12 protein-coding genes are annotated in these 12689 nt (G+C 42.4%); all 12 read left to right on the top strand.

The genetic code is table 11. The features are described 5' to 3' along the window. Nucleotides 1-504 precede the first annotated feature (504 nt). Nucleotides 505-1809, top strand: coding sequence for a diaminopimelate decarboxylase (lysA, locus tag QAI40_RS14615; RefSeq protein ID WP_331520972.1), 1305 nt, complete (start codon nucleotides 505-507; stop codon nucleotides 1807-1809). Beyond that, nucleotides 1809-2930 carry an S-methyl-5-thioribose-1-phosphate isomerase gene (gene mtnA, locus QAI40_RS14610; RefSeq protein WP_299983288.1) on the top strand — a complete coding sequence of 374 codons (1122 nt, stop codon included), beginning with the start codon at nucleotides 1809-1811 and terminating at the stop codon, nucleotides 2928-2930. Before lysA ends, mtnA begins: the two co-directional genes overlap by 1 nt. Continuing rightward, nucleotides 2920-4059, top strand: a complete 1140-nt coding sequence (locus tag QAI40_RS14605) for a trans-sulfuration enzyme family protein (RefSeq protein ID WP_299983289.1) — start codon at nucleotides 2920-2922, stop codon at nucleotides 4057-4059. Before mtnA ends, QAI40_RS14605 begins: the two co-directional genes overlap by 11 nt. A gap of 45 nt (nucleotides 4060-4104) precedes the next feature. Further along, entirely contained in the window at nucleotides 4105-4575 is a 471-nt protein-coding gene (gene ahbB, locus QAI40_RS14600) for a siroheme decarboxylase subunit beta (protein ID WP_299983291.1), read from the top strand. Further along, a complete protein-coding gene (locus tag QAI40_RS14595; protein WP_299983293.1) occupies nucleotides 4565-5920 on the top strand; it encodes a B12-binding domain-containing radical SAM protein in 1356 nt (451 codons plus the stop codon). Before ahbB ends, QAI40_RS14595 begins: the two co-directional genes overlap by 11 nt. Nucleotides 5921-6013: 93 nt before the next feature. Further along, on the top strand, nucleotides 6014-7666 hold the full coding sequence (locus tag QAI40_RS14590) for a Na/Pi cotransporter family protein (RefSeq protein WP_299983295.1): 1653 nt from the start codon (nucleotides 6014-6016) through the stop codon (nucleotides 7664-7666). A gap of 2 nt (nucleotides 7667-7668) precedes the next feature. Then, nucleotides 7669-8100, top strand: coding sequence for a DUF1178 family protein (locus tag QAI40_RS14585; protein WP_299983297.1), 432 nt, complete (start codon nucleotides 7669-7671; stop codon nucleotides 8098-8100). A gap of 10 nt (nucleotides 8101-8110) precedes the next feature. Further along, a complete protein-coding gene (gene cobU, locus QAI40_RS14580) occupies nucleotides 8111-8659 on the top strand; it encodes a bifunctional adenosylcobinamide kinase/adenosylcobinamide-phosphate guanylyltransferase (RefSeq protein WP_299983299.1) in 549 nt (182 codons plus the stop codon). Between the two features lie 5 nt (nucleotides 8660-8664). After that, nucleotides 8665-9426, top strand: coding sequence for an adenosylcobinamide-GDP ribazoletransferase (gene cobS, locus QAI40_RS14575; protein ID WP_299983301.1), 762 nt, complete (start codon nucleotides 8665-8667; stop codon nucleotides 9424-9426). A gap of 32 nt (nucleotides 9427-9458) precedes the next feature. Beyond that, nucleotides 9459-10535, top strand: a complete 1077-nt coding sequence (locus QAI40_RS14570) for a pyridoxal phosphate-dependent aminotransferase (protein WP_299983303.1) — start codon at nucleotides 9459-9461, stop codon at nucleotides 10533-10535. A 1-nt stretch (nucleotide 10536) separates the two neighbouring features. After that, a complete protein-coding gene (gene cbiB, locus QAI40_RS14565) occupies nucleotides 10537-11487 on the top strand; it encodes an adenosylcobinamide-phosphate synthase CbiB (RefSeq protein WP_299983305.1) in 951 nt (316 codons plus the stop codon). 11 nt (nucleotides 11488-11498) lie between these two features. Beyond that, the gene (cbiR, locus tag QAI40_RS14560; RefSeq protein WP_299983307.1) at nucleotides 11499-12365 is read left to right on the top strand and encodes a cobamide remodeling phosphodiesterase CbiR; all 867 of its coding nucleotides are present in this window, start codon (nucleotides 11499-11501) and stop codon (nucleotides 12363-12365) included. Nucleotides 12366-12689: the final 324 nt, after the last annotated feature.

The following is a 12689-nucleotide window of genomic DNA, read 5'->3' as shown; positions in this document are numbered from 1 at the left end:
TATACCGCTTCCTCAAAAGATAAAATCCATCAAATCCACCCCCTGATTTTGTAGGCACTACGCCATTTTGAGTGGATAGCTGTATCCCTTGACTGGCAGGGCTTTTCCAGTTTTGTGTATCTACAGCTGTCGAACACGAGGGTATATTGGAGACAAAAATGACCGGTCTTTGAATTTTTTACTTCCTTCAAAATTAATGGATATCTCTAAAATTTCGACCAGGCAAAAACTTATAAATACTTGCATGATCATGGTCCAAATTTTAAATGAAGAAATGTTTCGATTTATATTGGTATCTTAAAAACTTCAAACTGCGGATAAATTTGAATATCGGAGAATAATCTTTGAAACGATTTCCACCGGCACTCCGGATTTGCTTCCATGCCAACCAAATACTTGCAGTTAGCTGTGATGGTGTGATAATTAAAAAGGGATGGAATACCTTAGCCGGAGGTGTGAGATTCCGGAAACTGGATTGAAATATTTATAGACCGCTGAAGAGAAATATTAGGAAAAGGGAGGTCAGTTATCGATTCATTTAGTTATAAGAACGGGAGGTTGTTTGCTGAGAGTGTGGATGTTGAGGCGATTGCAAATCAGATCGGTACGCCCGTGTATATTTACAGCAAGGCAACGTTTCTTGATCATCTGAAAAAAATTCAAACCGCATATGCCGACATTGACACGACGATTTGCTATTCAATCAAGGCGTGCGGCAATATTCATATTCTCAAGATCCTGGCTGCTGCAGGCAGCAGCTTTGATATTGTCAGCGGCGGCGAACTATACCGCGCTCAACAGGCCGGGGCAGACATGAGCAAAATTGTCTTTGCGGGCGTGGGCAAAACTGATACCGAGATTATTGAAGCATTGGATGCGGGGATAGGCTATTTTAATATCGAATCCGAAGCGGAACTGGAGAACCTTATTAAGCTTTGCAAAGTGCACGGCAAGACGACCAAAGCCGCACTGCGCGTTAACCCGGATATCAATTACGATGCACACAGGCACACGACTACCGGCGTTAAGGAAACTAAGTTCGGTATCGATATTGAACGGACGTTGAAAATTTATGACAAGTATGCCGGCAACGGCGTTGTCGAGATGTCAGTGATTCATGTGCATCTCGGCTCCGGTGGCAAAACTGTCGACCCGTATGTCAACTATGTCAAGAAGGTCCTGCCGCTGGTCGAGGACTTGCGCGGCAAGGGTTATACGATTGATAAACTCGATCTGGGTGGTGGCTACGGGGCTGATTACGAGACGGCCACAGTGCCTTCTGCCGCCGATTATGCCGAGAGGATCGTGCCGCTGCTGAAAGCTGCGAATCTGGGGTTGATTCTCGAACCGGGTAAAAGTATTATTGCCAATGCAGCGATCATGCTGACGCGCACTGTGTTTAAAAAGTCAGGCGGTACAAAAACGTTCGTGATTGTTGATGCGGGCATGAATGATCTGATTCGCCCGTGTTTGTATGAGGCGTTTCACTTTATCTGGCCAACCAGGGTCGGTGAAAACTTCATTCCTGAAAAACGTGTCAACGGTTTGGAAATGGACAATACTGAAGTGGTCGATGTGGTGGGCCCGATCTGCGAGGGCACAGACTACTTTGCAAAAAACAGGGCGATACCGACGGTTGAGCGGGGCGACCTGTTGGCGGTTTTTAGTGTTGGTGCTTATGGCTTCACCATGGCCAGCAACTACAATACCCGGCCCATGTGCGCCGAAGTGCTGGTAGACGGCGATCAGTTCAGGATCATCCGCAAACGGCAGACGTATGAGGATTTAATTGAGCTGGAGAACCTCTAATGAAGGTGGATGGAAAAGACATGCGGCCGATCTGGTTTGACATGGCATCTGAAATAGTTCAGGTCATAGACCAGAGGTTTCTCCCCCACAAATTGATTATAGAAGATTTAAACAGCGTGGATGATACCATCCACGCCATAAAAGAGATGGTCGTGAGAGGTGCCCCTTTGATAGGCGCAACAGGCGCATTCGGTGTTTATATCAGCCTCGTGCAGGAGAATAACAAAGGTGCCAACAATGAATACCTGGTGTCGGAATGCAAACGGCTTAAGGATGCCAGGCCCACAGCCATGAATCTTTTCTGGGGGGTTGACAGGGTTCTGTCTGCCGCATTAAAGCAGGATAAGTATGAGACCAGGATCAAAGCAGCTCTTGATGAAGCACTTAAAATTGTAGAGGAAGAGGCAATCAATTGTCAGAAAATCGGTGAGTATGGCCTGCCCATTATTGAAGAAATCAGTAAAAAGAAAAATGGAGAATCGGTCAATATTCTAACCCACTGCAATGCCGGCTGGCTTGCCTGCATTGAATACGGTACGGCCACGGCACCCATCTATACTGCATTTGACAATAATATCAATGTCCATGTCTGGGTGGATGAGACAAGACCCTTAAACCAGGGTTCCCGTCTTACGGCCTGGGAACTGGGTAAACATGGTGTGAACCATACTGTTATTACTGACAATGCCGGGGGACATATCATGCAGCACGGCATGGTGGATCTTGTCATTGTGGGGACGGACAGAACCACCCGGGCCGGAGATGCGGCCAATAAAATAGGTACCTATTTAAAAGCCCTTGCAGCCAGAGACAACAATATTCCATTCTATGTTGCTTTGCCGTCCAGCACCTTTGACTGGGACATAACAGACGGGATTGCCGATATCCCCATAGAAGAGAGAGATCCTGACGAAATCAGGTATGTGCAGGGCCTTTGTAATGGAAAAATTGAAAAAGTGCTGGTTCCTCCTGAGACAAGCAATGCAGCCAATCACGCCTTTGATGTGACGCCTGCAAGGCTGGTCACAGGATTTATTACAGAAAGAGGGGTTTGCAGAGCAGCGGAAGCCGATATCATGTCCCTGTTCCCGGATAAAAAAAAGGAGAAAAATGAAAAATAAGACCATTGCCATTCATAAAGGAACCTTGAGGGATAAAATGACCGGCGGGGTAAACACTCCGATTTATACATCATCAGCCTGTGATTATATCAACAGGGATGCTGCTTTATATCCCCGGTATTTTAATACGCCCAATCAGGATGCCGTGGCAAAAAAAATAGCTGCGCTTGAGCATGCCGAAGCAGGGCTGGTGTTCAGCTCAGGTATGGGCGCCATGTCAACTTCGATCCTGGCGTTTGCAGGAGCCGGTGATCACGTCGTTATGCTGGATGCCCTCTACGGTGGAACGCATCATTTTGCGACCGAATGGTTTTCCCATTTCGGCATTGACTGCACTTTTACAAAAACCAGTGCTGACGATGTAATCAATGGCGTGACACCCAAAACAAAAGTTATTGTTATCGAATCTCCCACCAATCCGCTTCTGGCAGTGGTTGATATTGAAAAAATCGCCCGATTTGCAAGAGAAAAACAGCTTACAACTATAATAGACAATACTTTTGCAAGCCCTGTGAATCAAACCCCTTTAGACCTTGGGATAGACATTGTTGTCCACAGCGGGACCAAGTACCTTGGCGGGCACTCTGATATGTGCTGCGGGATGGTGGCCTGTTCCAATGAAAAAATGGACAGAATCTTAAGCCTTGCCAGAGTATTGGGCCCAAGTCTTGATTCAAGGATCTGCTATCTTCTGGAAAGAAGTATGAAAACTCTTTGTTTGAGAGTGGATGCCCAGACAAAAAATGCCATGGAGGTGGCGCAGTTTCTGTCAGATCATCCTGATATTGCCAGTGTACATTACCCCGGGCTTGAAAATTTTGAAGGGTATGAAATCGCAAGGCGCCAGATGAAAGGCTTTGGCGCCATGATCTCCTTTGAAATAAAGGACAAAGACCCCAATCGGTTTGTTGAGGGATTGAAGATCATAAGTCCTGCCGTCAGCCTGGGCGGCGTGGAGTCTACCATTACTTCTCCAAGTCTTACCTCCCATGTAAAAATGTCTCCTGAGGAAAGGCAGAGAATCGGGGTGACAGATTCCCTTTTAAGATTATCCATTGGACTTGAGGATGCAGATGATTTAAAACAGGATCTTGACAATGCACTGAAAAAAGCTTCACATAGCTCCTGATATTAATTCAAATATTAACCAGGTAAAATAAAAAGATAAGTCCTTATGCTGACAGATTTAGAAAAAAAAATAATTACTCTGCTGCAAACCGATATTCCGGTTGTCAAACGGCCATTCCTTGAAATGGCTGAAAAGATAGGCATCACGGAAGATGAATTTTTAGGTGTTTTAAAGGATCTTAATGACCGGGGCATGATCAGACGGTTTGGGGCCACACTGAAACATCAGAAATCCGGGTTTAAGGCAAACGCCATGGTGGCCTGGAAAGTGGATGAAGACAGAGTGGAAAAAACCGGGAATATCATGGCCACCTTTCGGGAAATCACCCATTGCTATAGAAGGAATCCAGCTCCGGGCTGGAAGTATAATCTTTATACAATGGTTCATGCGTCTGATGAAGATGAATGTTATGCCATCGTCAAAAAGATTTCCAAAGCTGTGGGGGAAGATGAGTATGAGCTTTTGTTCAGCAGAAAAGAGCTTAAAAAAACATCCATGAAATATTTTGAAGACTGATTCACCCCATATTCTCTGTATAAACCCCTGGATTCATGATTTTGCCGCTTTTGATTTCTGGGCAAAACCGCTGGGGCTTTTGTCCATTGCCGCCATCCTTCGTGAAAAAGGATTAAAGGTAAGTTTTATTGACTGCCTTGACAGGTTTCATCCCAAGGAATCTAAAAAAATAAAAGTGCTTTGGGATGGCAGGGGACCGTTTAGAAAGATAGAGATCAATCTGCCCAAAGGGCTTGAAAATATTGATAAGAAATTTTCCCGTTATGGCATAAAACCCCAATGGCTTGCAGCAGATCTGAAAAAAATCAAAAAGCCGGATCTTATTTTTGTCACTTCCTTGATGACCTATTGGGCTTCCGGTGTCAAAGAAACCATAGAAATGGTTAAAGCAGCCTATCCGGATGTACCTGTTGTCCTGGGGGGAATTTATGCAAGTCTCTGTTATGCACACGCAAATAAAGATACTTTGGCGGATCTTGTGATAAAAGGACCCGGAGAGCATCATTTAAAAAAAATTATCAAAAAGTTCACCGGGTTTGAACTGGATGGAAGCAATTTGTCTGATTTACCGGATGCATATGGAGATCTGGATGCATTGCCCTTTCCTGCCCTTGATCTTCAAAATAAAATTGCCTATGCGCCGATTTTAACCTCAAGGGGCTGCCCTTTTTCATGCGAATATTGCGCATCCTCATACCTGGAACCGGAAATCAGGCGAAGATCACCTGAAAACGTATTCAGGGAAATTGAGCATTGGTATCAAAATTATGGAGTTAAAAATTTTGCTTTTTATGATGATGCTTTGCTGGTGAATGCCAGGCAATATGCATTCGTGCTTTTTGAAAAGATTATCGCATCAAAAATGGATGTCTGGTTTCATACGCCAAATGCCCTTCATATCAAGGAAATCACAACACAAGCAGCAGATTTAATGTTCAGGGCAGGGTTTAAAACCATCCGGCTGGGTCTTGAAACCACTGATTTCTCTGGGACCCGAAACCATGATGGTAAAGTTGCAGAAAATGAATTTTATATGGCTATTGAAAATCTTAAAGTAGCTGGATTTGAAAAAAAACAGCTCGGGGCATATTTATTATGCGGGCTGCCCGGGCAGAATATTGATGAGGTGGAAATTTCCATGCATCTTGTAAAGCAAACCGGAGTACAACCTGTTCTTGCCTATTATACACCGATTCCGCACACGCCAATGTGGGAGAGTGCAGTGAAACATTCAAAATTTGATCTTCTGGAACATCCTGTTTTTACAAACAATACACTCTTTCCCTGTGTAAATTCAGAAATTGATTTAAAGCATATTTCACAATTGAAAAATCTATGGATTTAATATATAACCCTTTTGATTCGTTAGGATGATGTTAGCGTAAAGTTAGCGGCACCCATATAAAAAGGAAAAAAGTTGAGTTTAACAGGTATATTAATGCAAACCCTTGGTGGACTAGGGCTATTCATTCTTGGAATGAAGATGATGACTGAAGGCCTTCAAGCCACGGCAGGGCAAAAAATCAGGCGGATTCTGGAAGCCATCTCCTCTAACAGATTTATGGGATGCGCAACCGGTGCCGGTGTAACAGCAATGATTCAATCTTCATCCGCAACAACTGTCATGCTGATCGGGTTTGTGAGTGCCAGTATCATGTCTTTTGAGCAGGCAGTTGGTGTAATAATCGGTGCGAATATCGGCACCACCATTACCGGTCAAATGATCGCATTTAAGTTGACAAAAGCGGCTCTTCCTGCAATTGCTCTTGGTGTTGGGTTGAAATATTTTTCAAAAAAAAGAAGTTACCGGCATATCGGTGATATTATTTTAGGTTTTGGCTTGCTTTTTTATGGGATGACAGTAATGAAACATGGCCTTGCACCCATAAAATCCGATCCTCAGTTTATTGAGTTTTTTACAAAATTCAGCACAGAAAGTATCGGTGGTATCCTTCTTTGTGTGTCCATGGGAGCCTTGCTGACTGTAGCTGTCCAGAGTTCTTCAGCTACAGTGGGCCTGACAATGACTTTGGCAGCATCCGGGCTTTTAACTTATCCAACTGCCCTTGCCCTTGTTCTTGGGGAAAATATCGGCACTACAGTGACAGCTCAACTGTCCACCTTGGGCTCAAACAATTCAGATGCCCATAGAACTGCAAATGCTCATACTATTTTTAATGTCATAGGGGTCGGTATTATCTTACTGATTTTCCCATGGTTTGTTGATATCGTTGAGGTCATTACTTTAAAAATAGGTGCAGGAGCTGCAAATCATACAGTGAATGGCGAATATGTCAATGTTGCAAGATATATTGCCAATGGTCATACTCTTTTTAATGTTATCAATGCCATGGTGTTCCTGATTTTTCTTCCCAAACTTGTTCAACTGACAATTTTAATCTCTCCGAAACCTGATAAGAGACAAGAAAGATACAGGCTGCCTGAATTTGATACCGGGTTCATTGATTCACCCATAGGTGCCCTTGCCAGGGTTAAGGGTGAGATCATTAATAATATGGAATTTCTCCATATGAATTTAAAGAAGATCTCAACATGTCTTATGATAAGGGACGATGACATCCTTGGAGAAAGAGAGGCTGTGGAAGACCATCTGGATGATTATCAGAAAGTCATTATCAAGTATTTAACCACTATTTATCAGGGTGAGGTGAACGAACCCGAGGCTAAAGAAATATCAGAAATGATGCGAATTACCAATAATATAGAAAGATTGGGTGATTCCATGGAAAATGTATCAAAAATACTTGAAAGAATATATGACAATGATTTTGACTTCAGTGAAAAAGCCAAACAAGAATTGATGGCCATATCAGACCAGGTAGACAAGTTTTTAAGCTTGATCATTGATGAATTGCACGAGAAAAAAGAAGGGTTTTATCAAAAAGCATTGGCAAATGAAGATTTGATTGACCATATGCGTGAGAATATGAGATATCTGCATATAGAAAGATTAAGACACGGAGAATGCCTGGTTGATGTCGGTGTTTTCTTTATTGCTCTTGTTTCAAACTATGAAAAGATGGGGGATTACTGTTATAACATCTCAACAGGTGTAAACAGAATTATTTAAATATGATAGTATTTGATCTTGAATGTCTAAATGGGCATACCTTCGAAGGCTGGTTCGAAGGCAGAGAAGACATAGAGAAACAACAGGAGCAGGGTATTTTAACATGCCCTGTTTGTGAAACCACAACCGTAGCCCGGAAACTCCACCCCATCGCCATTAAAAAATCCTCCAGTCATACAACCCAGAGAGCCTTGCAGGCAAGCCAGGAAGCAATGGTTGAGCTGACCGAAAAAGTGGCTGAATACGTTGAAAAAAATTATGAAGATGTGGGATCCAGTTTCACGAAAGAAGCCTTGAAAATGCATTATGGGGCAGAAGAACACAGGAATATCAGGGGAACCACAACAAAAGAAGAAGATAAAGTTCTTACCAAAGAAGGTGTGCCCGTGCTCAGAGTTCCTGTAACTAAAAACCCCAAAGATGATTTGAATTAAGCACAGGATTTTGAAAAAAAACATAACATTTGTGATCGGAGGGTGCAGAAGCGGGAAGAGTTCTTTTGCCCTATATCAGGCCAATAGGGTACAGGCCATCAGGGTAAAGGGGGAAAATAAATATTTTATTGCCACGTCCGTGCCAACCGATTCTGAAATGGAAAAACGGGTGGGAAAGCATCAAAAAGAGAGGGGAGGGGACTGGCATACCATTGAAGAGTCGGTCAGGATTCATGAAAAAATCAATCAATATTCCCCCAAAGCCGGTGTCATCCTTGTGGACTGCCTGACACTCTGGGTGTCCAATCTATTGTTTCATTCGTATGATCAGGCTCAGATTGATGAGGCTATTAATCATCTGGAAAACTCTCTTGAGCAATGTGAGTGTCCGATATTTCTGGTTTCCAACGAAGTTGGGTGTGGTATTGTCCCGGAGAATAAGCTTGCCAGGAAATTCAGGGATTCCGCAGGACTTGTCAATCAAAGGATGGCAAAAATTGCTGACAAGGTCGTTATGATGGTTGCCGGAATCGATGTTCAGATAAAGCCAAGGCTTTAAATCAAATGATAATGAAAAAAGTTTTTACGGAGTTTAGATCTGCGATTTTGTTTATTACCATTCTTCCGGCAGGAAAAAATGTGCCTTATTCTCCTATGGGCATGATTAAATATTTTCCAGTTGTAGGATTGATATTGGGCGGTCTGCTGCTGGTGTTTGATGTGACTATTTCATATTTTTGGCCTCCTTTAGTGGTGGCGGTTCTGGATGTTATTTTTCTCGTCGTGGTAACGGGGGCTTTCCATCTGGACGGCCTGGGAGATACGGCAGACGGTTTATTCAGCCACAGGTCCAGGCAAAGAGCGCTTGAAATTATGAAAGACAGCAGGACAGGGATGATGGGACTTGTGGCGGTTTTCTGTATCCTGGCAGTCAAAACAGCCGGAATTTATTCTGTCAAAACAAGTGGAACCCATCTTCAAACCCTGGCCCTGCTTTTGATTATTCCCTCTTATTCGCGATCGGCAATGCTGTTTGGGATACGATTTTTAGATTACGGCAGAAAAGATAAGGGAACCGGGCTTGATTTGTTTGAAAAGGAAATTGGGTTAAAGGATTTTTTCTTTGTGTTGATTCCAATGAGCATCTCTCTTTTTCTGGGTTATAAAGGCCTGGTTTTGAACCTTGTTTTTTTTATGACCCTGTTGCTGGTATTGGGATTTTATAAAAAGAAACTCAATTGTATCACAGGAGATATGCTGGGAGCCTTGAATGAGATAATGGAAGCTGTTTTATTTTTGGCAGCCGGGGCATTAATAGTTTTTTAACATGAAGGTCACACGTAAAAGGAAGCAATTTAATGATTATCGGTCATGGCGGAAATATTAAGGATCTGGCAGAAACATTGGACTGTACCGTTGATGATATTATTGATATGAGCAGCAATTTAAATCCTCTGGGCCCGCCTGAAGCCATAGAGAAAGTTATTTGTGACAACCTGGTTAAGATCAGATCCCTTCCTGAACCGGATGCTGTGACCATGAGAAAAGGGTTTGCCCGCTTTCACGGGATTGATCAAACCCAAGTTGTGGCAGGCAATGGCACTACATGGTTTATTTACACCATCCCCAAAGCCCTTGGTTCAAAAAAAGTATTGATTGCCGGCCCCACCTATTCAGATTACAAAGATGCCTGCCTGATGCATAAAATTGCCTTTCAGCATTGCCTTGCAAAAGACTCAGATACATTTGATCCGGATATTGATGAAATATCACGGATGGCCCAAGGGGCAGACACGGTTTTTATCTGTAACCCCAACAACCCGACGGGCTCACTTATTCCAAGAGAAAAACTTGAGTATCTGATTCAAAAACATGAGAATACAGTTTTTATTATTGATGAATCCTATCTTCCCTTTGTGGATCAGGCTCGTGAGATTTCCCTGGTATCATACACCGGATATAAAAACTTGATAGTTCTTTCTTCCATGTCAAAAATATTCAGGATACCCGGACTTCGTACCGGGTTTTTAAGCGCAGCCCAAGAGCTTGTTGAAAAGATCATGGCCTATTACCAGCCCTGGAGTGTGAATGCACTGGGCCAGGCGGTTATGGAACATATTTTTGATCATCCGGAAGATATCGAGCCCTTTTATCAGAAAACAAGAGAGTATATCAAATCAGAAAAGCAGATCTTCCTTGACCGTCTTAAAAATATTCAAGGATTGCAAATATTTGATTCAAGCACGTATTTTATTTTGGCCCGTTTGACAAATGGGATGAATTCCAGGAATTTTTGTGAGAAGATTGGCCGACATAAAATATTGATCAGGGATTGTTCCAACTTTTTAGGGTTGTCTGATCAGCATGTGAGGTTTTCTTTAAAGAAAAGAGGGATCAATGAGCGTCTGGCAGTTTTGATAAAACAGGCGATATAAAATGAGTGAAATCCACTGGTATGTTATTCTGACTGCTTTTATCCTTGATTTTATCCTGGGTGACCCCAAAATATTGCCCCATCCAATCGTTTATATGGGCAATGCCATTGGTTTTTTTGAGGGCTGGTTCAGAAAATATTTCAAACACCTTCTTATTTCAGGGGTCGTCTTTGCCGGCGTTCTGATTTTTTCCACATGGCTGATAGCCTTTATAACGATAAAAGTGAGCATCAGTATTCATCCTGTTTTTGGAACTTTTGTCCAGGCGATCCTGCTCTTTTTTTGTTTTTCATCAACAAGTCTTGAAAAAGCAGCAACGATCGTCTTTTCGGCCCTTGAAGAGAACGACATCGAAAAAGCCCGGGAAAAGGTCTCCATGATTGTAGGCCGACAGACAGAAACGCTTGATGAAAATGCCATCACCCGGGCCAGCGTGGAAACAGTGGCTGAAAATTTTGTGGACGGATTTTTATCTCCTTTATTTTTTGCCATGATCGGGGGGGTGCCATTGGCGCTTGCCTACAAAATGGTCAATACCCTGGATTCCATGGTTGGATATAAAAATGACACCTATATTCTTTTTGGCCGGGCATCTGCAAGGATCGATGATGTGGCCAATTTTATTCCGGCAAGGATCTCTGTTTTGATCATCGCACTGGCTGCATTTTTTCTTTCTTTTAAAAGAGGCATTTTAGCATTAAAGACCGGTTTTTTTCAAGGCTCGCTTCATAAAAGCCCCAATGCCGGATATCCGGAAGCCGCTTTCTCAGGCGCCCTTGAAATAAGACTTGGCGGTCCCAATATGTATCATGGTACACTGGTTGAAAAGCCTTATATCGGAAAAGAGTTTAAAGATCCCGAAAAAGGAAAAATAAAGCAGGCGTGCGACCTCATGATGTTCAGCTCATTTTTAGCCACCCTTATTTCCTGTTTTCTTCTTTTTGTTTTTTAGGTGAACCAAAGATGCCTGACTTAAATCCAAAGAATTCAATTTTGCTGGACAAACCCTTCAAGCTTGGAACCACTTCTTTTATTTTTCCGGATCATATAATCCCCAATGTAAAAAAACTGGGCCCGGTTTTTGATGAAATCGAGATTCTTGTTTTTGAAAGCATGCCTAAAGAAGTCCTGCCGTCAAAAGATGATGTGAAGGAGCTTTTATGTTTATCTCAAGAACTTGATCTTACCTACAACATCCATCTTCCCACCGATGTCAGCCTGACCCGTGAATCTTTAGAAGAAAGACAGAAAGCAAAGGATACAATCCTCAAGGTAATAGATCTTTTTGCACCCTTAGCCCCCACAACCCACACCCTTCACCTTGATATGCCGTCTGATATTAAAAATGATATTGGAAATCAAAAGAAGCTGAAAAAGTGGGAGGAACAGACCCGGCAAAGTCTTAATGCATTATTATCTGATATATACAGTCCCGGTATCATTTCTATTGAAACTCTTGACTATCCTTTTTCCTGCCTTGAAACCCTGGTGGAAGAATTGAATCTGTCTGTCTGCATTGATGCTGGTCATGGGATAAAGTACGGGCACAACCTTTTGGAAACCTTTGAAAAGCATAAATTAAGAACGCCTATTATACACCTGCATGGTGTGGATTTTTCCGAACCAAATATCAAAGATCACACATCCCTTGATAAACTGCCCAAAAAACACTTCAGGCAAATTCAGAAGATTCTGGAAGATTTCACAGGGGTGGTCAGCCTTGAAGTGTTTAATCTTGAAAACCTGAACCGCTCCTTAACCCATCTTTCAAATGTTTTTAAAAATATTGTTCCAAATGATTTCGATGTAAAAAAAGTAATGGATGATTGATTTTTTGGTTATGCTATCTCCTATAAAGAATAATTGAGCCATGAATGTGTGTGAGTGAGATTGAAAAACTCTCACACATTCACAACATCAATTATTCTGAAAGGTACCAGTTTAATGGGATCTTGATTAATTTGATTATGCTTTTTCTCATTTGAATTTCACTTCTGCAATACCATTTGTCTTGCACCACAATTTGTTGTATCCTCATTTTTGTCGATACGTTCCGCTTAACCCAAGTTCGTCAAAATAAATTACAGACACCCGTCGGTAGGGAGTCGGTCACTATTTATGGTCACTACTCATTTCGCATTGTATAACTTCCTT

The organism is Desulfobacula sp. (assembly GCF_030611305.1).
Taxonomy (GTDB): Bacteria; Desulfobacterota; Desulfobacteria; order Desulfobacterales; family Desulfobacteraceae; genus Desulfobacula.
This window is presented reverse-complemented; position numbering and strand designations above follow the sequence as displayed.

Excerpts from the sequence above, each read along its gene's own strand:
- mtnA (WP_299983288.1), top strand. The coding sequence starts at position 1,809 with ATGAAGGTGGATGGAAAAGACATGCGGCCGATCTGGTTTGACATGGCA.
- QAI40_RS14605 (WP_299983289.1), top strand. The coding sequence starts at position 2,920 with ATGAAAAATAAGACCATTGCCATTCATAAAGGAACCTTGAGGGATAAA.
- ahbB (WP_299983291.1), top strand. The coding sequence starts at position 4,105 with ATGCTGACAGATTTAGAAAAAAAAATAATTACTCTGCTGCAAACCGAT.
- QAI40_RS14590 (WP_299983295.1), top strand. The coding sequence starts at position 6,014 with ATGCAAACCCTTGGTGGACTAGGGCTATTCATTCTTGGAATGAAGATG.
- QAI40_RS14585 (WP_299983297.1), top strand. The coding sequence starts at position 7,669 with ATGATAGTATTTGATCTTGAATGTCTAAATGGGCATACCTTCGAAGGC.
- cobS (WP_299983301.1), top strand. The coding sequence starts at position 8,665 with ATGATAATGAAAAAAGTTTTTACGGAGTTTAGATCTGCGATTTTGTTT.
- QAI40_RS14570 (WP_299983303.1), top strand. The coding sequence starts at position 9,459 with ATGATTATCGGTCATGGCGGAAATATTAAGGATCTGGCAGAAACATTG.
- cbiB (WP_299983305.1), top strand. The coding sequence starts at position 10,537 with ATGAGTGAAATCCACTGGTATGTTATTCTGACTGCTTTTATCCTTGAT.
- cbiR (WP_299983307.1), top strand. The coding sequence starts at position 11,499 with ATGCCTGACTTAAATCCAAAGAATTCAATTTTGCTGGACAAACCCTTC.